Source organism: Pseudoduganella sp. UC29_71 (assembly GCF_042693265.1).
GTDB lineage: Bacteria > Pseudomonadota > Gammaproteobacteria > Burkholderiales > Burkholderiaceae_D > Rugamonas.
Genome location: NZ_CP170549.1, coordinates 774220 through 795580 on the forward strand (window position 1 = coordinate 774220; position 21361 = coordinate 795580).

Consider the following 21361-nt stretch of genomic DNA (forward strand, 5'->3'; position numbering starts at 1 on the left):
GGTTCGCACGCTGGACGCCGCCCGCCACGGATTGCGGAGGGACGCGCGGTTCGCACGGTGGACGTAGGGCGGGTTAGCGCGCGAGCGCGTAACCCGCCGCCTGCGGCGCGTATCAGCGTTCGGCCGGCAGGTTGGCCAGGAAGGCGTGGATCTGCGCCACCACCGCCGCGCCTTCGCCCACCGCCGCCGCGACGCGCTTGGTGGAGTTGGCGCGCACGTCGCCGATGGCGAACACGCCCGGCACGCTGGTCTCCAGCGCGGCGCGCGCCGGCAGCTCCGCCGGGTACACGCCCTTGGCGAAGTTGGCGCGGCATTGCGCCTTGGTCACGTCGAAGCCGGTGCGGATGAAGCCCTTGCCGTCCACGTCCACGCCGCAGTCGCTGAGCCAGCCGGTGTTCGGGTCGGCCCCGATGAACAGGAACACGCGGCACACATCGTAGTCGGTTTCAGTGTCGGCCTTGCTGTTGCGGACGCGCACCTGCTGCAGGCCGTCCTCGTCGTTGCCTTCCAGCGCCACGATCTCGCTGTGCGTGTGCAGCACGATGTTGGGCGTGGCCTGAATGCGCTCGATCAGGTAGCTCGACATGGTGGCCGCCAGGCTGGGGCCGCGCACCAGCATGTGCACCTTGGACGCGTGCCCGGACAGGAACACGGCCGCCTGGCCGGCCGAGTTGCCGCCGCCCACCAGCACGATCTCTTCCGTCTTGCACAGCTTGGCCTCGATCGGCGAAGCCCAGTAGTACACGCCGCGCCCTTCGAACGACTTCAGGTTGGCCAGCGACGGACGGCGATAGCGCGCACCGCAGGACAGCACCACGGTCTTGGCCTGCAGGCGCGTCAGGCTGCCGCACATTTCCACCTGCAGCGGGTAGGTGTCGCAGATCAGGCGTCCGGCCGGCGCGGGAATGGCGATCTCGACGCCGAACTTTTGCGACTGCACGTAGGCGCGCCCGGCCAGCGCGCCGCCGGAAATGCCGGTCGGGAAGCCAAGGTAGTTTTCAATGCGCGCGCTGGCCGCCGCCTGGCCGCCGAAGGCGCGCGTTTCCAGCGCCAGCACCGACAGGCCTTCGGACGCGGCATACACCGCCGTCGCCAGCCCGGCCGGGCCGGCGCCCACCACGATCACGTCCCACACCTTGTCGCTGCTCAGCTCAGGCAGCGTGCCCAGGCAGCGGCCCAGTTCGACGTTGGTCGGGTTCTTCTTCACGCTGCCGTCCGGGCACACCACCAGCGGCATGTCTTCCGGCTGCGGCTGGTAGTGCTCGCACAGCGCGCGCGCCTGGGCGTCGAATTTCGGGTCCAGCACCGTGTAGGGATGGCCATTGCTTTGCAGCCAGGTCTGCAGATTGTGCAGGCGCGGATGGCTGGGCGCGCCCACCAGCACGGGGCCGCCCGACGGCGCTTCGATCAGGCCCACGCGGCGCAGGATCAGCGCGCGCACGATGCGTTCGCCCAGCTCGGCTTCTGCCACCACCAGCGCGCGCAGCGATTCGGACGGAATCACCAGCACTTCCACGTCGCCCACCGCGTCGCCGTTGACCAGCGAGGGACGGTCCGACAGCTGCCCCACCTCGGCGCAGAACTGGCCGGCGCCATGCTCGACGATCAGCGAGGTGTTGCCCAGGCCGTCGTAGCGGCTGATGGCTACGCGCCCCTTCAGGATGACCAGCATGCCGAAGGTGCTGCGGCCCGCTTCGAACAAGCGCTCGCCGTCGCGGAAATGGCGCACCGTGCCGAAGCGCTGCATGCGCTTGATTTCCGCGTCGGACAAGGTCGGGAACATCTGGTGGCGGCGCGATTCGAGCGAGCTGGGCAAGCCGGCCAGCGCGGCATTCGCGTTGGCTTCGGCTTCAAATGGGGTGTCTTCGTTGGCCATGGTGGATTCTGTGAAATAGGGTGTGGAAATCTGTCACAGAGAGTCTATCGCATGCGGTCGCTTTCATGCCAACATCTTATTGGAGAGCCGTACTGGTACAATCTTCTTTATTCTTTCTGACAACTCACCCATGCCTGTTGTTCCCGCCATCCGCGCGCTCGATCCGCGCGAGACCGACCAGTTTTTCGTCTACCTGAACGATCACCTGCGGGACAACGGCGCCGGCAGCCAACCGCTGTTCCAGCCCCTGCCGCGCAGCCGCTCGGTGTTCCCGGAAGAGAAGGCCGCCGCCTTCGTCAAGGGCATGGGGATCGCCGTAGGCCAGCCGGGCTGGCGCCGCGCCTGGGTCGCCACCGGGCAGGACGGCATCCTCGGCCATATCGACCTGCGCGCCCGTCCCGAGAACGCCAGCGCGCACCGCGCCATGCTGGGCATGGGCGTGCACCGCCTGGCGCGGCGCCAGGGCCTGGGCCGCGTGCTGGTGGCCTCGGCCATGGACTGGGCGCGCAAGCAGGGCCTGGAATGGGTGGACCTGGAAGTGCTGAGCATTAACGAGCCGGCGCGCGCGCTGTACCGCGACTGCGGCTTCCGCCAGACCGGCGAGATCGCCGACATGTTCCGCATCGACGGCGAGCAGCTGGCCTATACGCTGATGAGCCTGAAGCTTTGAGCCCGAGGCTCTGAGCCCGAAGCTCGGCGCTTTCGCCCCCCGCCGGGCGCGCTTTTGCGTCCCGGATTAAAATGATCTTTTTTGCTGAACGAAAACAGAACACGATGGCTTACATGACTATTGCCGATACGATCGGCAACACGCCCCTGGTGCAGCTGAAACGCATCCCCGGCGCCGACGCCGACGCGCGCGGCAACATCATCCTCGGCAAGCTCGAAGGCAATAATCCAGCCGGTTCCGTCAAGGACCGCGCCGCCATGTCCATGCTGCGCCGCGCCGAAGAGCGCGGCGACATCAAGCCGGGCGATACGCTGATCGAAGCGACTTCCGGCAACACCGGCATCGCGCTGGCGATGGCGGCCGCCATCCGCGGCTACAAGATGCTGCTGCTGATGCCGGAAAACCAGAGCGAGGAGCGGCGCCAGGCCATGGCCGCCTACGGCGCCCAGATCATGCTGACGCCGAAGACCGGCGGCATGGAATACGCGCGCGACATGGCCGAACAGATGCAGCGCGACGGCAAGGGCATCATCCTGGACCAGTTCGCCAACGGCGACAATCCGCGCGCGCACTACGAGGGCACCGGACCGGAAATCTGGCGCGACACGGGCGGCCGCGTCACCCATTTCGTCAGCGCCATGGGCACCACCGGCACCATCATGGGCGTGTCGCAGTACCTGAAGGAGCAAAGCGAGGCGGTGCGCATCATCGGCGCCCAGCCGGAAGAAGGTTCGCAGATCGCCGGCATCCGCAAATGGCCGGAAGCCTACCTGCCCAAGATTTACGACAAGGCGCGCGTGGACCAGGTGGAATACGTGACGCAGGCTGCGGCGGAACGCATGGCGCGCCGGCTGGCGGCGGAAGAGGGCATATTCTGCGGGATTTCGGCGGCGGGCGCCTGCGAGATCGCCTTGCGGATTTCGCAGACCGTGGAGAACGCAACCATCGTGTTCATCGTCTGCGACCGGGGCGACCGTTACCTGTCCACCGGGGTGTTCCCGGCCTGAGGATTTTGGGAAAACTGCTTCCCTCCTCCCGTGCGAGGGGAGGGAGTGCAAACCGCGGCCGAATCAGCCTTGGTTCGGGGTTTCGCCTTCTTTAGGCTTGAACTGCTTGTCGCTGATGCGGAACTTGTTGCGGCGGTCGCCCATCAAGTAGCGCAGGTCGCGAATGCTCAGATCGCTCACTTCGTGCATGCGGATCAGCAGCGAAGCGCCCACCGGCAGGCGGTGGTGACGGATTTTACTGATCACCGGCGGCGCCACTTCCAATGCGCGCGACAGGGCGGCATCGTTTTTCAGGCGCAGATTTTCGATCAGCGTGTCGAGCAGTCGGTTCGGATTGTATTGCAGCAGATCATCGCCTTCCGAATCGCTGTTCATATCAATACCCACTTGGTTAGTCATGATTCGTCTGTTCCTTCTGTAAAGTTTGTCCTGCAAAGTGAAACACTCGGAGATTAGCCATGTTCATCCTTACTCGGGAACGAATTCACCACACGGACGGAATTCCGAAATAACAAGTTTCATAATATATACACAATTGTACAACATCACGCAATGTAATACTTAGGAGCAATAAAAAATACCTGCCGCCCGTCGTCGTTGTTGTCGGTCCGCAACAATGTGTGAGAATTGACGCTGGCCGCCTGTGCTACCATGCCTACGCGGATGCCGACACTTTCTTTGTCTTTTGGACAAAGTTGAGTATAGGGCAAAACCACCTCGCATTGCCGCACGATATGATTCCTGTCGTGTTTCCAACTATCAATTATACAATAGCTGCTACGAGGCAAGTTTTCAAGTGGCTTTACGCCTCCTTACAACTCGCGCCGCGATAATTTGACGGCGCGGCCCAGTTCCAGCACCGACATCGCGTAGAAGTAGCTGCGGTTGTATTGGGTTATCGAGAAGAAATTGTTGGTACCCAGCCAAAATTCAGTCGGCTCGGAGCCGTTCTGCAAGTCCACCAGGCCAAACAACATTCCATCGGGCAAGGAAGATGTGGTGACGACACCGGCCGACATCAAGTCCTGTTGCTGGAATTTTGCTTCCAGCCCCTGGTTGACGTAGCGTTCCCACTGCCGGGTGGGCGACACGGTGGCCGCGTACACCAGCGGACCCGGGTCGTCGCGGCGCCAGCCGTGCGCCACCAGGAAGGCGGCCACGCTGCCGATGGCGTCGGTGGGCGAGTTGCGCAGGTCGATGCGGCCATCGCCGTCGAAGTCGACCGCGTACTTGACGATATTGCTCGGCATGAACTGCGGCAGGCCCACCGCGCCGGCATAGGAGCCGAGCAGCGAGAACGGGTCGATGCCGGTCTGGCGCGCGTACAGCAGCGTGCTTTCCAGCTCGCCCTTGAAGAAGGCCATGCGCGCCTCGCGCGCGGGCGCCAAGGGGTAGGCGAAGGCCAGCGTGGTCAGGGCGTCCATCACGCGGAAGCGGCCCGTGTTGGCGCCATACACCGTCTCCACGCCGATGATGCCGACGATGATTTCGGCCGGCACGCCGTACAGCGACTCGGCGCGCGCCAGCGCTTCGCGGTTGTCGTTCCAGAACTTCACGCCGCCGTTGATGCGCACCGGTTCGATGAACAGCTTGCTGTACGCCTGCCAGTTTTTCGGCTTGCCGGGCGGCGCCGGCTTCATCAGCTGCACGGCCGAGTCCACGTAGCGCACCTGCATCATGGTCGCTTCCAGTTCTTTGCGGTCGAAGCCGTGCTTGGCGGCCATCTCGTCCAGGAACAGGCCCACTTCCTTCCACTGGCCGAAGTTGACGAACTCGCCCTCATAATCGGTTTTCTTGGCCGCCGCAGCCTTGGCCTTGGCTTTCTTGGCGGCGGCCGCCTTGGCTTTGGCCTTACTGCCCTGGGTGGGCTGGGCGGCGGAGGCAGCGGCGGGCGCCAGAGCGGTGCCGGCCAGCGCCAGGGCCAGCAGGGCGGACGAGATGGTGTTGTTGCGCAAAGACAGTTTCATCGTATTCGTTTCAGCAAAATGGCCAGCCTTTTGGCGGGCGCCGTTATCTTTTCATCGGGCGCGGCATACTTCAGCGCCCCATACAATTCCAGAAAGGCCAGCATGGCGGCTTTCTTCTCATCCTGTACCTGCATCGCCTGCAATCGGCGGGCATAGCTGTGTGGTCCCTCGTGCGGCGCACGCGGCATGCCGCGCTTCGCCATCAGCGCACAGAAGTCGGCGTAGACCGCGTCCACCGGTTCCTGCGCCACCCTGGCTCGCAGCTTGCGTCCCAGCAACAGCAACAGGGCCGCCGCCATCAGCGCGGCGCCGGTGCGCCAGTTGCCGGACGCGTCGGATAGTTCCGCAAGGAAACTGCTCTGCCTATCTGGATTGTAATCCAGGACCCATTGATTCCACGCATTATTCAAGGCGTGCACGCGGAATCTGAGCTGTGCCAGCCACGAATTGCTGTCATTCCGGAAATTCATCAGCTCGCCGAGGCCTTCCAGGCCGAACGGCGCCTGCTGCGGCAGCGCCCGGCCCAGGCCGAGATTGACCCGTTCGGCGCCACGGCGGCGGTGGGATCGACCCGCAGCCAGCCCTGGTCCTCGATCCAGATTTCGGCCCAGGCGTGGGCGTCGGACTGGCGCACGGTCAGGTAGCCGTCCACCGGGTTCAGTTCGCCGCCCTGGTAGCCGGTGACCACGCGCGCCGGCACGCCCATGGCGCGCATCAGCACCACGAAGGCGCCGGCGTAGTGCTCGCAGAAGCCGGCTTTGCTGCCGAACAGGAAATCGTCCACCGCGTTGCGGCCCAGCAGCGGCGGCTCCAGCGTGTAGCTGAACTGCTGGGCGCGGAACATGCGCAGCACGGCCTGGGCCGACGCGGCCGGGCCGTCCGGCCGGCGCAGGGTGGCGGCCAGCGCCACGGTGCGCGGGTTGTAGCCCTCCGGCAGGCGCAGCGCGCGCGCCTGCTGGCCGTCGTCCAGGCTGGGTTGCAGGCGGTAGTTCAGGTAGGCGCTGGCCTCATAGCGCAGGCGCTGCTGCACCGGTTCGCGGCTGATGAATTCGAACTCGTCGCTCAGGCTGGTGCTCAGGCCGGGCATGGGCTGGTTGGGGTTGGTCAGTTCCAGCGCGAACAGCCAGCGCTTGCCGGTCGGCTCCATCGTCACTTCGTGGCGCAGCGGCGCGCCGGTGACGGAGGCGCGGGTGTTGGCCTCGCCGGGACTGAAGCGGCGGCGCTCGGTGCGGGTCCAGGTGGCGCCGTCGTAGTTGCTCAACACGATGCCGCGCCAGTAGAGCTGGTTCTGCGCGGGCAGCGCGCCGAAGAAACGCACCCGGTAGGCCACTTCGTCCGACAGCGCCAGGCTGGTCATGCTGCCGGGAGACATGGTGTCTGAAATGCCGCTGCGGGCGCTGCGCGCGTCGCCGGGCAAGCCCCACAGGGGGCCCTGGATGCGCGGGAAAGCGAAGAACAACAGGATGGCCAGCGGGGCGGCGGCCAGGAAGATTTTCGCAGCCACCAGCAGGCGCCGCCGCAGCGGCGGCACCGCGCCGGTGTACTGGAAGGTCATCAGCGTGGCCAGCAGCAGGATGATGGTGGCCACCATGGCCAGGCCGGTGAAGATGGACTGGGAGTAGAAGAAATTGGTCAGCAGCAGGAAGAAGCTGAGGAAGATGACCACGAACAGGTCGCGCCGGGCGTGCATTTCCAGCAGCTTGAAGGCCAGCAGCAGGGCCAGCATGGCCACGCCGGCGTCGCGGCCGAGCAGGGTGCGGAAGGACAGGTAGACGCCGCCCATGGCCAGCAAGGACACCGGCAGCAGCAGCCAGAGCGGCGGCATGCGCCGGCCCTGCAGGGTGATGGCGCCGCGCCACAGCAGCACGCAGCAGATGACGGCGCTGGTCCATGCCGGCAGGTGGACGAAGTGCGGCGCCAGCACCAGCAGCGCGGCGGCTAGCAGCAACAGCGTATCGGCCTTGTCGCGCGTGAGCCGTTGCGCCCAGCGCGCCAGCGGTCCGGCCGGCGCCATGCCGCGCGCGCTCACGCGGCGCTCCCGGCGCGGGGCAGCGCCGCGCTCATGCGTAGGCTTCCTGCCCGTACAGGGCGAGCGCGCGCAGGCAGGCGGCGCGGTGGGCGTCGCCGAGCGCCGGCGGCAGGTCGTGGTGGCCGATGCGGAAGCCGTAGGGCACGCCGCGCTGTTCCGCCTCCAGCACCCAGCGCGTCATGCGCGACAGGCGCTGCTCCAGGTCCATGGCGATGGGCAGCAGCGCGAAATCGAGCACCATCTCGGCCACGGCGCCGCCCTCGAAATGCTTGGTGCTGAGCTGTCCGCCCAGTTCCGGGTCGTGGCGCGCGATCTGGCGCCAGGCCAGGTGGCGCATCGGGTCGCCGGGCTGGTAGCTGCGGATGCCGGCGAAATTGTCCAGCCCGACCTGGCCGTGGCCGTCCTCGCTGGCCGCGCCGCTCATGGGCAGCGGCGGCGCGTTCGCTTCCGGCGCGGGGTAGACCAGCACGCGCAAGTCCGGCTGCCAGTAAGCCCAGGCGCGGAACAGGCCGAGCGGAAAGCGCGTCACCAGCCGCACGCGCGGCGCCGCCAGCCAGCCGCGGCCCTCGGTGGGCGCGGCCAGCGCCAGCGCCGCGCTGCCGCCGGACGGCACGTCTACCGCGTGGCGCGGCTCGCCGTCGTGCTGGAAGCCCAGCCAGACGCCGTAGCGGTCGCGCGGCGTGCCGTTGTGCACCTGCAACTCGAACTGCGCCTCCTGGCCGGAAAACACCGGCTGCGCGCGGCCCGGCGCCAGGCGCAACATGGCCAGGTTACGGGCCGTCATCACCATGTCGGCCACGGCGCAGGCGCCGGTGAAAAAGGTCAGCGCAAAGCCCAGGCCCAGCGTGTAGTTGATGGAGCCGATCAGCATGATCAGCAGCAGCCCGGTGAAGGCCATGCCGGGCCGGGTGGGCAGGATGAACACGCGCCGCATCACCAGCAGCACCTCGCCCGGCTCTCGCTCGCGCAACTGGAACAGCCAGCTGTTCAGCCAGCGGCGCAGCGGGGCCGGCATGGCGGCCTGGAACGGACGGCGCGGTTCGGGCGGCGTGGGCGGCAAAGGCGGCATGGGCGGCATCGGCGGCATCGGCGGCATCGGCGGCATCGGCGGCATCGGCGGCCGCGCCTAGACCGGCACCGACGCCTGCAGCTGCAGCACCAGGTCGCGGCTGGCCAGCGCCACGCCGTGCGCCGCCTTCAGCGGCCGCAGCCGGTGCGCGCAGACCGGCACCAGCACCGCCTGCACATCCTCCGGCAGCACGTGGTCGCGCCCCTCCAGCGCAGCCCAGGCGCGCGCCGCCTGCAGCAGCGCCAGCGCCGCGCGCGGGCTCAGGCCTTCGGCGAAGGCCCCGTTCTGGCGCGACGCCTGCGCCAGCGCCTGCACATACGTGGCCAGCGCGGGCGAGACGTGGATCTGGCGCAGGCTGCGCTGCGCGTCGAGCAGTTCGGCCGAGGTCATGGCCGGCGCCAGCGATTTCAGCATGGCGCGCCGGTCGTCGCCCAGCAGCAGGGCGCGCTCGGCGGCCGCGTCCGGGTAGCCCAATGAAAGGCACATCAGGAAGCGGTCCAGCTGCGATTCAGGCAGCGGGAACGTGCCCACCTGGTGCAGCGGGTTCTGCGTGGCGATGACGAAGAACGGTTCCGGCAGCGTGCGCGTCACGCCGTCCGCCGACACCTGGCGCTCCTCCATCGCCTCCAGCAGGCCGGACTGGGTCTTGGGCGTGGCGCGGTTGATTTCGTCGGCCAGCAGCACCTGCGTGAAAATGGGCCCGGGATGGAACACGAAGCCGTTCTTCTCGCGCTCGTAGATGGAAATGCCGGACACGTCGGCCGGCAGCAGGTCGCTGGTGAACTGGATGCGGTTGAAGTTCAGGCCCAGGGAAATGGCCAGCGCGTGGGCCAGCGTGGTCTTGCCCACGCCGGGCACGTCCTCCACCAGCAAATGGCCGCCGGCCAGCATGCACGTGAGCGCCAGGCGCACTTGCGGGTCCTTGCCGACGATGACCTGGCTTACCTGGCGCGCTACCGCATGCAGTTTGGTATACATGGTTCCCTGTTATTATCCCGTGATAGATTACAGCTTGATTCTACGGCAAAGAAATGAGACATGAGTACAGCAATTTATAGCCATCCCGACTGCCAGCGCCACGAAATGGGCGAATGGCATCCAGAATCGCCCGCGCGGCTGCAAGCGATTGCCGACCAGCTCATCAATTCGCATATCGACGACCTGCTGGAGCACCGCGAGGCGCCGCTGGCCGACTTGTCCGACATCGAGCGCAACCACAGCCGCAACGCCATCGGCATCGTGCGCGACAACGTGCCGGACGCGGGCGACTATTACCCCATCGACGGCGACACCTCGCTCAACGCGCACAGCTGGAAAGCGGCCCTGCGCGCGGCCGGCGCGGCCGTGGCCGCCACCGACGCGGTGATCGCCGGCGAGATCGCCAACGCCTTCTGCGCCGTCCGCCCGCCCGGCCACCATGCGCGGCCGAGCGAGCCGATGGGCTTCTGCCTGTTCAACAACGTGGCCATCGCGGCCAAGCACGCGCTGGACGTGCACGGCCTGCAGCGGGTGGCCATCGTCGACTTCGACGTCCACCACGGCAACGGCACCGAGGAAGCGCTGCAGGATGAGCCGCGCGCGCTGATGGTGAGCTTCTTCCAGCATCCGTTTTATCCCTACAGCGAGGTGGCGCCGGAAACGCCGAACCGCGTGAACGTTCCGGTCCCTGCGCACTCCAAGGGTGACGTGGTGCGCCAGCTGGTGGCCGACAAATGGCTGCCCGCGCTGCACGCCTTCAAGCCGGAGATGATCTTCATCTCGGCCGGCTTCGACGCGCACCGCGAGGACGACATCGGCGGCATGGGCCTGGTGGAGGCGGACTACGCGTGGATGACGCAGCAGGTGATGGCGGTGGCCAATCAATACGCCAAGGGCCGCATCGTCAGCTGCCTGGAAGGCGGCTACAACCTGTCGGCGCTGGGCCGCAGCGTGGTGGCGCATGTGAAGGTGCTGGCCGAACTCTGACTTTTCCATGGGAGGGCAACATGGCGATACAGCTGGACCATTTCATCGTACCGACGCGCGACCAGGTAGCGGCCGCGCAGCTGCTGGCGGAACTGCTGGACGTGCCGTGGTCCAAGACCGCGCTGGGGCCGTTCTCTCCCGTGTTCATCAACGACGGCCTGACGCTGGATTTCCAGACCACGGATGAAGCCTTCCCCGTGCACCACTACTGCTTCCGCGTCGGCGAGGACGAGTTCGACGCCATCCTGGCGCGGTTGAAAGCCCATGGCATCCCGTTCCGCGGCAGCGTGCGCGGTCCGAACGACGGCCGCATCAACACCGAATACGGCGGCCGCATGGTCTACTGGAACGAGCCGGACGGCCACCAATGGGAACTGCTGACAGTCAGCTACGCGCGCCAGGCGTAGCGACGCGTAGGGCGGGTTAGCGGCTTGCCGCGTAACCCGCCGCCAGCAGCGCCGCCTCGTCCACCACCGGCGGCAGCGCCGCCAGCACGGCGCCGATGCCGTTGCTGCAGGCATCGGCGCCGCGCTCCTGGCGGATGGTTTGCTCGGCCAGCGCCGCCAGTTGGCTGAGCTGGTCGGCGCCTATGGTGCCGGCGAGTCCCTTCAGAACGTGCAGCGCGGCGCGCGCGGCCGCGAAATCCCGCGCCTCGGCTGCGGCGCGCAACTGGCCGGACAGCTCGGCCGCCTCGCCGCCGAAGCTGCTGATCGCGATCTGGTAAACCGGCTCCAGCCCGCCCATGCGTTTCAGCGCGCCGGCGCGGTCCAGCAGCGGCAGCGGCCGTGCGGCCGGCGCCGCGGCGCTGGACGGTGCTGCGGCGCCTGGCGTCGCCGCGGCTGCGCCGTGCGCGGCGGCCGGCGAGCGTGGCGCCGCAAGCTGCTGTGGCGCTGCGCCGGCGGTGATCGGCTGGCTCGCCTCCGCGCGCGGCGCGGCATGCTGCAGGATCGCGTCGATCAGCTGCTGCAAGTCAAATGGCTTGCCCACATGGTCCACCATGCCCGCCGCCAGCGCCAGCTCCCGGTCCGACTGCATGGCGTTGGCCGTCATCGCGATGATGGGCGGAGCGCGGCCGCCCAGCAGGTCCAGGATGGCGCGCGCGGCCGCATAGCCGTCCATGTCCGGCATCTGGATATCCATCAGGATCGCATCCGGCAGCGGACCCACGCGCCGCACCGCGCTGATCGCGTCCTGCCCGCACGGCGCCACTTCCACCACTGCGCCCTCGTGGCACAGCAGCTCGCGCGCCACCTGCTGGTTGGTCGGATTGTCTTCCACGAGCAAAATGTGCATGCCGGCCAGCAGGCAGCGCGCCGCGGCCGGCTGGTGCGGCAGGGCAGGGCGCTGGGCGGCGTGCTGGCCGGCGCGCGCATCGGCCACCGCGTCGAACAGCATCGACGCCGTGACCGGCTTCACCAGTACGCCATCCAATACCGGCGCGCTGTCGCAGCCCTGCTGCGCCTGGCGCTGCGCCAGCAGTTCGCGGTCGTGCGCCGTCACCATGATAATCAGCGGCATGGCGGCGGACGGCATCAGCTCGCGGATCTGGATACTGGTTTCCCAGCCGTCCAGCAGCGGCATGCGCCAGTCCACCAGCAGCACGTCGTACGGCTGGCCGGCGCTGCGCCGCATCACCTGCTGCAGCGCATCGACGCCGTTTTCCGCCGTATCCACCTGCCAGCCGAAGGAGGCCGCCATCTCCGCCAGCACCTGGCGCGCGCTGGGGTTGTCGTCCACTACCAGGCACTGCAAGCCGCGCAGCTGCGCCGTCTCGTCCCCCTGCGAGGCCTGCGGCGGCGGCTCCGCTTGCGGCAACGCCAGCTCGAAACGGAACGTGCTGCCCTGGCCCGGCGTGCTGTCGACTTCCAGCGTGCCGCCCATCAGGCGCGCCAGGCGCTGTGATATAGCCAGTCCCAGTCCGGTGCCGCCGAAGCGCCGCGCAGTGGAGGCCTCGCCTTGCGAAAAGCCTTCGAAGATATGCGCGCGTTGCTCCGACGTGATGCCGATCCCGGTATCGCGGATGGCAAACAGGACGCGCGCGCCCATGGGCGAGTCCACGCGCCGCACCGACAGCGCCACCTCGCCCTGTTCGGTGAACTTGATGGCGTTGCCGGCCAGGTTCAGCAGGATCTGCTGCAAGCGCAGCGAGTCGCCCACCAGCCATTTCGGCAGCGCCGGGTCCACTTCGAACAGCACCTCCACCGGCTTGCCGCCCACGTAGGCCGACAGGATCACGGACAGGTCGCGCAGCAGGCGGTCCAGGCTGAAGGGATGCAGGTCCAGCGCCAGCTTGCCCGCTTCCACCTTGGAGTAATCGAGGATGTCGTTGAGCAGGCCAAGCAGCGAGCGCGCCGCCGATTCGGCCTTGGCCGCGTAGTCGCGCTGGCGGCCGTCCAGCGGCGTTTGCTGCAGCAGCTGCAGCATGCCCAGCACCGCGTTCATCGGCGTGCGGATTTCATGGCTCATATTGGCCACGAAGGCCGACTTGGCGCGGCCCGCGTCCAGCGCCTGGTCCTTGGCCTCGGCCAGCTTGTCGACCGTGCGCGCCAGCTGGCGCAAGGCGTAGTTCGCACCCAGCAGGGAACCGGCCGCCAGGATGAACAGCAATATCAGGAACATGGCGTCGTTGAAGGCCTCGCGCCGCCACGGCGCCAGGAAATCGTCGCTGGACAGGCCCACCAGCACGAACACCGGGTATTTGCCGATGCGCTCAATGCTGATCACGCGCTGCAGGCCGTCGCGCGCGCTGGTGGTGGTGTAGGTGGCGTGCTGGCGCTGGCTGGACAGCACCGCCATGGTCGGCGCGGACAGCGTGGCCTGGGTGCCGATCGGCGCTTCCGGCGTTTCAGGATAGCGGTGCAGCAGGCGGCGTTCGCTGTCGACCAGCGTGATCACGCCGTGCGCGCCCACGTTGAGGGACTTGAGCACGTCCGTGATGGTTTCCGTGGTCATGTTCACATAGGCCGTGCCGCCGAAGCGGCCGTCCTCGTACGTGAGCGGGTACAGCAGCGGCAGCACCCAGTCGCCCGTGATGCGCGACTTCACCGGTACGCCGAACACCAGCTCGCGCCCGTTTTTCACCCGCTGGTAGAACTCGCGCACAGTCAGGTCCTGGATCTTCGACGGATCGATATCCTCGCCGTAGATGACGCGGCCCTCGCGGTCCGCGCCGCGCACCGAGCGTGCGTAAGGGATGCGCTCCCGCAGCGAGCGCAGATAGGCGCTGAAGCCAGCGTCGTCGAAGCGGCCCTGCGCGTGCTGGGTGCGAAACTCCAGCGCCGCGCGCCGCATGGCCAGGTCCACCTCGTAGAAGTGGCCGCGCAGGAAGTGCTCCAGCGTGATGGCCAGGTTGCGCGAGGTCTCCTCCGCGTTGGCGAAATAGCGCTCGCGGCTCTCGTGCAGCGTATGCAGCACAAAGCCGGTCACGATCAGGAATGCCACCGCCACTGCCGTCACCAGCACAGCGAACAGTTTGCGCAACCTTCGCAGGGTCTCGAATCTCATGTGATCTTTTTATGCCGGGGCGCCCAGTGCTAGCTACATTAACACCACAGGAGGCCACAAGCAAACCGGCCGCCGTGTCACAGACAGGGCGGCCGGTTTTCCGGGGCAGGACGGAGTGCTTAGACCGAAACGCGCTCCGCGTTGCTGCTGGACCAGCGGTACAAGCCCACCACCAGCGCCGCGCCCACCACCAGCGAAATCAGCATGGTCGTATGCTCGCCCAGCGAATTGGCGATCGCCAGCGGCTCGCCTTCGCCCGACAGCACGATCAAGCCGGCCAGCGCCACGTTGAACAAGCTCTCGCCGACAATGAAGCCGGACATGATCAGCACGCCCAGGCGTTTGGCCACTTCACCCCAGGTCTGGTGGTGCACGGCGCGCTCGAACAGGTAGCCGGCCACGGCGCCCACCACCACCGGCGCGGTGACGGCGCTCGGCAGATAGATCGCCAGGCCCACGCCCAGCGGCGGCAGGCTGTACTTGTCGTTGGAAGCCTTCTTCAGCACGAAGTTCACCACCACCAGGCCCAGGCCCAGCGCGGCACCCCAGCCGATCAGGTGCCACGGCAGGTTGCCGCCGATGACGCCCTTGGCCAGCGTGGAAATCAGCGTCGCCTGCGGCGCGGCCAGCGGCTGCGAGGAAATCGCCTGCAGGTTGGGCGCGCCGGCAAAGCCGTTGGCGCGGTTCAGCAGTTCCAGCACCGGCGGCACCACGCAGGAACCGGCGAACACGCCGATCAGCAGCGCAACCTGCTGCTTCCAGGGCGTCGCGTCGACCAGCTGGCCGGTCTTCAGGTCCTGCAGGTTGTCGTTGCCGATCACGGCCACGGCCAGCACCACGGTGGTGACGAACAGCGCGTAGGCGATCAGCGCATGCGCCACTTCAGGCCCCATCATGTGCTTGCCCACCGCGCCCACCGACAGGGCGGCGCCCAGCACGGTCAGGATGGCGATGCCGGACACCGGCGAATTGGACGAACCGATCAGGCCCGCCATGTAGCCGCACACGGCGGCGGCGAAGATGCCGGCGATCAGGATATAGCCCACGCCCACGGCGATCAGCGCCGGCGCCACGCTATGCAGCACGCCGCCCTGCAGGAAGGTGGCCAGCAGCCAGCCGGCAGGCACCATGGCGATCAGGGTCACCAGGCCGACGATAAAGATCGGCATGTCCTGCTCGGTGCGCGGCAGCACGCCGCCGTTCAGCTTGGACTGGCGCGACGCCTCCATGGCCGATTTCAGGCCGCCGATGACCGGCTTGGCCAGGCCCGCCAGGGTCACGATAGCGGCCGCGCCGATGGCGCCCGCGCCTATCATGCGCACATCCGTCTTCCACACTTTCAGCGCCCAGTCGGCCGCCGACGCGTCAGCCATGGGCTGGGCGGCGGTCAGGATGGGCACCAGCACGCCCCAGGCGATCGCCAGGCCGGCCAGCATCGCGATGCCGACGGTAATGCCCATCAGGTGGCCCGCGCCGATCAGCGCCAGCGAACTGGACGCGCCCAGGCCGGTGGCGCCGTTGCCGGTGCGGAAATACACGGCCATCTCGCCCGCCATCACCTTCACGGCCGCGCCGGCCGCATACAGCGCCGAGGCCACGCTGCCCAGGATCACGGCCATCAGGCCGGCCTTGCCCTCGGCGGCGCCGGCGCGCGAGGAAGTGCCCACTTTCAGCACTTCCGCGGCAGCCACGCCTTCCGGATAGGGCAGGTCCGAGGTCGACACCAGCGCGCGGCGCAGCGGCACCGTGTACATCACGCCCAGCACGCCGCCGATGGCGCAGGCGCCGAAGGTCGGCCAGAACGGCACATTGGCCCACCAGCCTATCATCAGCAAGCCGGGCAGCACGAAGATCACCGACGCCAGCGTGCCGGCGGCCGACGCGATGGTCTGCACGATGTTGTTTTCCTGGATGGTGGCGTTCTTGAAAGCGCTCAGCAGCGCCATCGAAATCACCGCCGCCGGGATGGACGTGGCGAACGTCAGGCCCACTTTCAGGCCCAGGTACACCTGCGCCGCCGTGAACACCAGCGTAATCAGGATACCGAGGATCACGCCGCGTGCTGTGATTTCACCGGGCGTGGACGGGGAAGCTTTAGTCATGTTTCACAACTCCATGTATATATAAATATTTATAAAATGGAAAAAATTTGTGCCTCATCATAGCCGACCTTGACGTAAACGGGAACCAAACCGGCGCCCCGCGCACGCGAGCAGGTAAAATAGCGGATTACACGTTTGGCGCAGAAGGCAACAGCATGGCAATTCAATGGTATCCGGGGCACATGAACGCCGCCAAGAAAAAGGCGGCCGAGCAGATGGAGAACACCGACCTGGTGATCGAGGTGGTGGACGCGCGCCTGCCCGAAGCCAGCTGCAACCCCATGGTGGAAGAACTGCGCCTGTTCCGCCAGCGCCCCTGCCTGAAGATCCTGAACAAGGTGGACCTGGCCGACCCCGCCGCCACGGCCGCGTGGGTGGAATACTACGACCGCCAGGAAGGCGTGACCGCTTACGCCATGACGACCAAGAAGCCGGGCGACGTCGCGCGCATCCCCGACATCGCCAAATCGCTGGCGCCGCACCGCGGCGTGCCGACCAAGCCGCTGCGCATCATGATCATGGGCATCCCCAACGTCGGCAAATCGACGCTGATGAACGCGCTGCTGAAAAAGCGCGTGGCCAAGGTGGGCGACGAGCCGGCGGTGACGAAGGTACAGCAAAAGCTGTATCTGGACAAAAACACGGTGCTGGTCGACACGCCCGGCATGCTGTGGCCCAAGATCGCCATGCCAAGCGACGGCCTGATGCTGGCCGCCAGCCACGCGATCGGTTCCAACGCGCTGATTGAAGAAGAAGTGGCCGAATTCCTGGCCAACGAAATGCTGCGCCGCTATCCCGAGCTGCTGGCGGCGCGCTACGGCTACAAAAACCTCGAGGAGATGGACGGCATCGCCGTGGTCGAAGGCATCGCCGCCAAGCGCGGCTACCGCCAGAAGGGCGGCGACTACGACTACGAAAAAGCGTCCCACATCTTCCTGCAAGACTACCGCACCGGCGCCCTGGGCCGCATCTCCCTGGAAACGCCCGCCACCCGCGCAGCCGCGCTGGCCGCCTTCGCCGAAGAACAGCGCATCAAAGCCGAACTCGCCGCCGCCAAAGCCGCCGCCAAGGAAGCCGAGCGCATGAAAGGCAAGCGCGGCACCTGAGCCACGAAAAATGTTGCACCCACAAATGGGGTCAGGGTTAATTATTTTGGAAATATTTCCAAAATAATTAACCCTGACCCCATTTTTTTTAGCCGAAGCGGAAGCTGGAGACGGCGAGGCTGCCCATGAAGGCGTCTTCGTGGTAGACGTTGGCGGCGGCGTCGCCGGCGGCGGCGCCGTGGGCGACCATCAGCGGCAGCAGGTGCTCTTCGCGCGGGTGGGCGGCGCGCGCGGCCGGGGCGTCCGCCCAGGCCAGCAGGCGCGCTTCGCGCTCGGCCGGGGGCAGCGCCATCGAGGCGCGCAGCCAGGCGTCGAACTGGTGCGAGGCGGCCGCGCCCGCCGCGCCGAACTGGCGCAGGTTGTGGTAGCTGAGGCCGCTGCCGATGATCAGTATCCCTTCTTCACGCAGCGGCGCCAGCGCGCGGCCGATGGCGATGTGCTCGGCCGGGTCCAGGCCTTGCTTCAGCGATAGCTGGACGATGGGCACGTCCGCCGCCGGGTAGATCGGCTGCATGGCGGAGAAGGTGCCGTGGTCGAAGCCGCGCTGCGGGTCGAGGTGGGCGGCGATGCCGGCGCCGGCCAGCAGTTGCTGCACGCGCGCGGCCACTTCGGGCGAGCCGGGGGCGCTGTACTGGATCTCGTAGGTGTAGGCGGGGAAGCCGCCGTAGTCGTAGATCATCGGCGGCTTGGCGCTGGACGAGATCAGCGGCTCGCGCGCTTCCCAGTGCGCCGTCACCACCAGCACGGCCTTGGGCCGCACGCCCAGCTGGCGCGGGATGTCTTCCAGCGAGGCTTTCAGCGCGTCGTAGCGGCCGCCGTACTGGTCGAGCATCCACGGCCAGGGGCCGCCGCCGTGGGACAGGAAATAGGTGGGGAGTGCAGTGCTGGACATGGATTGCTCCTAGTTTTCGATGCACTTACTATAGGCTTGCCCACCTTGTTCATCAATGGTGTTTTTGTGGATGGATTGTTCAGGATTTGTTAATGATAGCGATGAGGGCGAACAGCCGCGCGCTGCGCATCCAGGCCAGCAGCACGGCGATAATCTGCGTCAGCAGCAGCGCGAACAGGAAGCCGGCCAGGCCGGCGTGGGGCAGGTGCACGCGCGCCAGGCCCAGTGCGGCGGCCACAGCCAGGCCAGCCAGGGTAATGGCGATGTAGCTGCCGGCCACATCGCCCGGGCGGCGCGCCAACAGCCGCAGGCCGTGCCACCAGGCGACGACGGCGGAGCGGCGCCGGCGGTCCGCCGCCAGCACGGCGCGGCCGGCGTCCAGCGTGGCCAGGGCCAGTGCGAGCAGCAGGGCGGCAAGGGCGTCGGCCGCGCCGCGCAGGTATTGGCCGTCGGCGGGCGTGATGGCGCTGTCGGCGTCCAGATTGGCGAGGTGCTGCAGGCCGCTGCCGGCGCCCAGCGCGGCGAGCAGTGGCACGGCGGCCCATAGCAGCATGCGGAACATGCGCGGATACTCGGCCACCGCGCCGGCGAACAGTTCGCGGAACACGGGCGTGCCGTTGAAGCGCGCGGCGGTGGCGACGGCGCCGGTGAGCAGCGGCGAGAGCAGCAGCGTGGTCACGAGCGCGACGCCCGCGCCCAGCTGGATGGCGAGCTGATTGCGGTGCGTTTCGCCCATCAGGTCGGCGATGTTGGACAGGTCCAGCCGCTGCGCCAGTTGGGCAGCGTGCACGGAGTGGTCGAAGGCGGCGCTGAGCTGGCTCCAGAACGGCAGCGTAAGCGCCAGCGTGGGCAGCAGCAGGGCGATGGTCCACAGCGCCAGCAGGCGCCATTGCAGCGCGGCGCGCGCGGCGGACAGGCAGGTGTCGGTCAGTTTCATATCGTTGCGATCAGGGTCAGGAGGGCTTGCGCGAGCGCGGCCAGGTCGAAGGTCCAGCGGCGCGAGGCGGTGCTGTCGGCCTTCAGCGTGCGGCTGTCGTCGAGTTTATTCGTGTCCAGCAGGTGCTTGCGTTCCGGGTCCAGCTCGGCCGATACGGCCTTGGCCGGCTTTTGCCAGACGAAGCGCTGCCAGCGCTCGCCGTTCTGCGGGTCCCATTTGACGGTGTCGCTGCTGCCGTCGGCGAAGCGCACCAGCAGCGTTTGCGGCACGGCTTCGCCGCGCCGGCGTACCACCACTTCGGTGCGGAAGGGGTAGGGGCCGGTGCCGGGCTTGGCGTCGGGATGGGCCTTGTCCCATTTCTCGCGCGCTTCGTCGATCTGCTTGTCCACCTGCTCCTGCGTCAGCGCCACGCGCTTGCCGTTGACGATGCTGCTGCCCGGCTGCGGCAGCACTTCTTCGCTGCTGACCGATTGCACGCGGTCGTCCACCTTGCCGGTGCGGTAGACCTGCTGCGCGAACACGCGTTCCACCAGCGCGCGCTGGCCGCTCGCTTCGGCCAGCGTTTCGCGCAGGTCGGCGGTGCTGGGGTGGCGGAAGCGCCAGCGCTTGTAGTATTCCTTGAAGGCCTGTTCGGTGGCTTGCTTGCCCAGCTGCGCTTCCAGATCGTGGAACAGGATGGCGCTGCGGTTGTAGGCCGGGCCTATGCCTTGCAGGCGCGAGTATGCGTTCTGGCCGGCCGGGTCGGCGGGATTTTCGCGCACCGCGCCGCCCATTTCGAAGTGGAAGCCGTCGAACGCCGGCGAGATGCCGATGGCGCGCATCCATGCCAGCGCGGGATGGATCTGTTGCCCGCGTTCGCGCGCCATGCGCATGTTCCAGTATTCGTTCAGGCCTTCGTCGAGCATCGGTTCCTCGAATTCGTTGGAGGCGAGGATGCCGTAGAAGTAGCCGTGGCCGAATTCGTGGATGTTCACCAGGTCCAGCTCGAATTCTTCCAGCGAGCCTTTTTCTACCTTGGTGTAGCTGTCGGCGGTGTAGAAGGTGGGGTATTCCATGCCGGCCGCCGCGGTGGCGTTATGCGGCGGCAGCACCACGGTCAGGGTCTTGTAGGGGTAGGGGCCGAGGGTTTTGGAGTAATAGGTGAGCGCGTCCTGCGCCGCCTTCAGCGACGGCGCGGCGCTGGCCGCGAACTCCGGCGTGTACAGCACCTTGATGCTGACGGGCGGGCTGCCCGCGCCGCTCCAGCTGGCGGTGAGCGGGGCGGCGTAGCGTTTGTCGGCGGTCCAGGCGAAATCGTGCACGTCGCCCTGCACGTAGTGGTGGGTGAGCATGCCGTCTTTCTCGACCGGCGCGCCTTGCTGCTCGCCGGTGGCGCCCACCGTGTACTCCTTGGGCGCGGTGAGCTTCACGTCGTAGCTGCCGAAGTCGGCGTAGAACTCGGACTCGGCGTGGTATTCGTGCACGTTCCAGCGCGGCTTGGTGGCGCCGCGTTCGCCCGCCAGTTCCAGCACGCCGATCTTGGGGAACCATTGCGCCACCAGGTGGAAGCTGCCGAAGTAGCCGCTGCGCGCCAGCAGCCGTGGCAGCTGGCTGTGGAAGTCGATGGCCAGCGTGGTGCTGGCGCCGGCTTCCACCGGCTGCGGCAGGTCCAAGCGCACCACGGTGCGGTCGCTGGCCGGGCCGCCGTCGGGCTGGACGAAGGACTGTTCCACCTTGGCGCCGCCTTGCGTCACGCTGCGCAGGTCGATGTGGCCCCACTCGCCGTCCTTGGGATCGGCGCTGAACATGCCGCCGCCCATGGCGCGGTGCTCGGTGAAGAAGGTGGTGCCGGCGTGCTCGAAGGCGTTCAGGTAGAGGTGCAGATAGACCGTGCGCACCGGGTGCGCGCTGCGGTTGCGCCAGGTGAGCTGCTGCTTGCCGTCCACGGTGTGCTTGACCGGGTCCAGCGTGGCGTCGATCTTGTAGTCCACCACGCGGTCCGACAGGGTGGGCTCGCTGCCGGTGCGCGGGCCGCCCCAGGCGGCCGGCGCGCTGGGCGTGGCCACTGCCGCCGCCTGCGCGGGTGCAAAGGGGATGCCGGTGTCCGTGTAGGGTTCGGGGATGGCGATGACCTGGACTTGCGCCAGCGCCAGTGCTGCCAGCGTGGCGGCCGTGGCCAGCGCGGCGGCGGCGGCCAGTTTGCGGTAGTGGTGTGCGTTCATGCCCGCCACTATAACCAAGCACATGATATTTTGCCA

General features: G+C 67.4%; 17 protein-coding genes. 5 read left to right on the forward strand and 12 right to left on the reverse strand.

What is annotated here, in order from left to right; all coding sequences use genetic code 11:
• Positions 1-112: 112 nt before the first annotated feature.
• On the reverse strand, positions 113-1876 hold the full coding sequence (locus tag ACFJI2_RS03475) for a cyclic nucleotide-binding domain-containing thioredoxin-disulfide reductase (RefSeq protein WP_377703753.1): 1764 nt from the start codon (positions 1874-1876) through the stop codon (positions 113-115).
• A gap of 130 nt (positions 1877-2006) precedes the next feature.
• Here ACFJI2_RS03475 and ACFJI2_RS03480 point away from each other — a divergent pair, with 130 nt between their 5' ends.
• Together ACFJI2_RS03480 and cysM are read left to right on the forward strand one after the other, a co-directional pair.
• Positions 2007-2546, forward strand: a complete 540-nt coding sequence (locus ACFJI2_RS03480; RefSeq protein WP_377703754.1) for a GNAT family N-acetyltransferase — start codon at positions 2007-2009, stop codon at positions 2544-2546.
• Between the two features lie 104 nt (positions 2547-2650).
• On the forward strand, positions 2651-3553 hold the full coding sequence (cysM, locus tag ACFJI2_RS03485) for a cysteine synthase CysM (protein WP_377703755.1): 903 nt from the start codon (positions 2651-2653) through the stop codon (positions 3551-3553).
• A 63-nt stretch (positions 3554-3616) separates the two neighbouring features.
• Here cysM and ACFJI2_RS03490 read toward each other — a convergent pair whose 3' ends face one another.
• From ACFJI2_RS03490 to ACFJI2_RS03515, 6 genes are all read right to left on the reverse strand, one after another.
• Positions 3617-3928 (reverse strand): hypothetical protein, encoded by a 312-nt coding sequence (locus tag ACFJI2_RS03490; RefSeq protein WP_056402943.1) that lies wholly within the window; start codon positions 3926-3928, stop codon positions 3617-3619.
• 437 nt (positions 3929-4365) lie between these two features.
• Positions 4366-5520, reverse strand: coding sequence for a lytic murein transglycosylase B (mltB, locus tag ACFJI2_RS03495; protein ID WP_377703756.1), 1155 nt, complete (start codon positions 5518-5520; stop codon positions 4366-4368).
• Positions 5517-5990: a DUF4129 domain-containing protein gene (locus ACFJI2_RS03500; RefSeq protein ID WP_377703757.1), complete on the reverse strand. Its 474-nt coding sequence runs from the start codon at positions 5988-5990 to the stop codon at positions 5517-5519. Before ACFJI2_RS03500 ends, mltB begins: the two co-directional genes overlap by 4 nt.
• Positions 5990-7549, reverse strand: coding sequence for a transglutaminaseTgpA domain-containing protein (locus ACFJI2_RS03505; RefSeq protein WP_377703758.1), 1560 nt, complete (start codon positions 7547-7549; stop codon positions 5990-5992). Before ACFJI2_RS03505 ends, ACFJI2_RS03500 begins: the two co-directional genes overlap by 1 nt.
• Before the next feature lie 31 nt (positions 7550-7580).
• On the reverse strand, positions 7581-8564 hold the full coding sequence (locus ACFJI2_RS03510) for a DUF58 domain-containing protein (protein ID WP_377703759.1): 984 nt from the start codon (positions 8562-8564) through the stop codon (positions 7581-7583).
• Between the two features lie 111 nt (positions 8565-8675).
• Entirely contained in the window at positions 8676-9596 is a 921-nt protein-coding gene (locus tag ACFJI2_RS03515; protein ID WP_377703760.1) for an AAA family ATPase, read from the reverse strand.
• Positions 9597-9656: 60 nt separating this feature from the next.
• On the opposite strand from ACFJI2_RS03515, the gene ACFJI2_RS03520 reads away from it, so the two are divergent.
• Both ACFJI2_RS03520 and ACFJI2_RS03525 read left to right on the forward strand, forming a co-directional pair.
• On the forward strand, positions 9657-10583 hold the full coding sequence (locus ACFJI2_RS03520; RefSeq protein WP_377703761.1) for a histone deacetylase family protein: 927 nt from the start codon (positions 9657-9659) through the stop codon (positions 10581-10583).
• A gap of 20 nt (positions 10584-10603) precedes the next feature.
• A complete protein-coding gene (locus tag ACFJI2_RS03525; RefSeq protein WP_377703762.1) occupies positions 10604-10990 on the forward strand; it encodes a VOC family protein in 387 nt (128 codons plus the stop codon).
• A gap of 16 nt (positions 10991-11006) precedes the next feature.
• On the opposite strand, the gene ACFJI2_RS03530 is transcribed toward ACFJI2_RS03525, so the two are convergent.
• A complete protein-coding gene (locus ACFJI2_RS03530; protein WP_377703763.1) occupies positions 11007-14087 on the reverse strand; it encodes a response regulator in 3081 nt (1026 codons plus the stop codon).
• A 119-nt stretch (positions 14088-14206) separates the two neighbouring features.
• Positions 14207-16189 (reverse strand): OPT family oligopeptide transporter, encoded by a 1983-nt coding sequence (locus ACFJI2_RS03535; RefSeq protein ID WP_377703764.1) that lies wholly within the window; start codon positions 16187-16189, stop codon positions 14207-14209.
• 155 nt (positions 16190-16344) lie between these two features.
• On the opposite strand from ACFJI2_RS03535, the gene ylqF reads away from it, so the two are divergent.
• Positions 16345-17295 carry a ribosome biogenesis GTPase YlqF gene (gene ylqF / locus ACFJI2_RS03540; protein WP_107981408.1) on the forward strand — a complete coding sequence of 317 codons (951 nt, stop codon included), beginning with the start codon at positions 16345-16347 and terminating at the stop codon, positions 17293-17295.
• A gap of 88 nt (positions 17296-17383) precedes the next feature.
• On the opposite strand, the gene ACFJI2_RS03545 is transcribed toward ylqF, so the two are convergent.
• From ACFJI2_RS03545 to ACFJI2_RS03555, 3 genes are all read right to left on the reverse strand, one after another.
• Positions 17384-18187, reverse strand: a complete 804-nt coding sequence (locus tag ACFJI2_RS03545) for a class III extradiol ring-cleavage dioxygenase (RefSeq protein WP_107877002.1) — start codon at positions 18185-18187, stop codon at positions 17384-17386.
• Positions 18188-18266: 79 nt separating this feature from the next.
• Positions 18267-19124, reverse strand: a complete 858-nt coding sequence (locus ACFJI2_RS03550) for a hypothetical protein (protein WP_377703765.1) — start codon at positions 19122-19124, stop codon at positions 18267-18269.
• Positions 19121-21325 carry a M1 family metallopeptidase gene (locus ACFJI2_RS03555; protein WP_377703767.1) on the reverse strand — a complete coding sequence of 735 codons (2205 nt, stop codon included), beginning with the start codon at positions 21323-21325 and terminating at the stop codon, positions 19121-19123. Before ACFJI2_RS03555 ends, ACFJI2_RS03550 begins: the two co-directional genes overlap by 4 nt.
• Positions 21326-21361 lie beyond the last annotated feature (36 nt).

Excerpts from the sequence above, each read along its gene's own strand:
- ACFJI2_RS03500 (WP_377703757.1), bottom strand. The coding sequence starts at position 5,990 with ATGAATTTCCGGAATGACAGCAATTCGTGGCTGGCACAGCTCAGATTC.
- ACFJI2_RS03480 (WP_377703754.1), top strand. The coding sequence starts at position 2,007 with ATGCCTGTTGTTCCCGCCATCCGCGCGCTCGATCCGCGCGAGACCGAC.
- ACFJI2_RS03510 (WP_377703759.1), bottom strand. The coding sequence starts at position 8,564 with ATGCCGGCCCCGCTGCGCCGCTGGCTGAACAGCTGGCTGTTCCAGTTG.
- ACFJI2_RS03490 (WP_056402943.1), bottom strand. The coding sequence starts at position 3,928 with ATGAACAGCGATTCGGAAGGCGATGATCTGCTGCAATACAATCCGAAC.
- ACFJI2_RS03555 (WP_377703767.1), bottom strand. The coding sequence starts at position 21,325 with ATGAACGCACACCACTACCGCAAACTGGCCGCCGCCGCCGCGCTGGCC.
- mltB (WP_377703756.1), bottom strand. The coding sequence starts at position 5,520 with ATGAAACTGTCTTTGCGCAACAACACCATCTCGTCCGCCCTGCTGGCC.
- ACFJI2_RS03525 (WP_377703762.1), top strand. The coding sequence starts at position 10,604 with ATGGCGATACAGCTGGACCATTTCATCGTACCGACGCGCGACCAGGTA.
- ACFJI2_RS03545 (WP_107877002.1), bottom strand. The coding sequence starts at position 18,187 with ATGTCCAGCACTGCACTCCCCACCTATTTCCTGTCCCACGGCGGCGGC.
- cysM (WP_377703755.1), top strand. The coding sequence starts at position 2,651 with ATGGCTTACATGACTATTGCCGATACGATCGGCAACACGCCCCTGGTG.
- ACFJI2_RS03515 (WP_377703760.1), bottom strand. The coding sequence starts at position 9,596 with ATGTATACCAAACTGCATGCGGTAGCGCGCCAGGTAAGCCAGGTCATC.
- ACFJI2_RS03535 (WP_377703764.1), bottom strand. The coding sequence starts at position 16,189 with ATGACTAAAGCTTCCCCGTCCACGCCCGGTGAAATCACAGCACGCGGC.
- ACFJI2_RS03475 (WP_377703753.1), bottom strand. The coding sequence starts at position 1,876 with ATGGCCAACGAAGACACCCCATTTGAAGCCGAAGCCAACGCGAATGCC.
- ACFJI2_RS03530 (WP_377703763.1), bottom strand. The coding sequence starts at position 14,087 with ATGAGATTCGAGACCCTGCGAAGGTTGCGCAAACTGTTCGCTGTGCTG.
- ACFJI2_RS03520 (WP_377703761.1), top strand. The coding sequence starts at position 9,657 with ATGAGTACAGCAATTTATAGCCATCCCGACTGCCAGCGCCACGAAATG.
- ACFJI2_RS03550 (WP_377703765.1), bottom strand. The coding sequence starts at position 19,124 with ATGAAACTGACCGACACCTGCCTGTCCGCCGCGCGCGCCGCGCTGCAA.
- ylqF (WP_107981408.1), top strand. The coding sequence starts at position 16,345 with ATGGCAATTCAATGGTATCCGGGGCACATGAACGCCGCCAAGAAAAAG.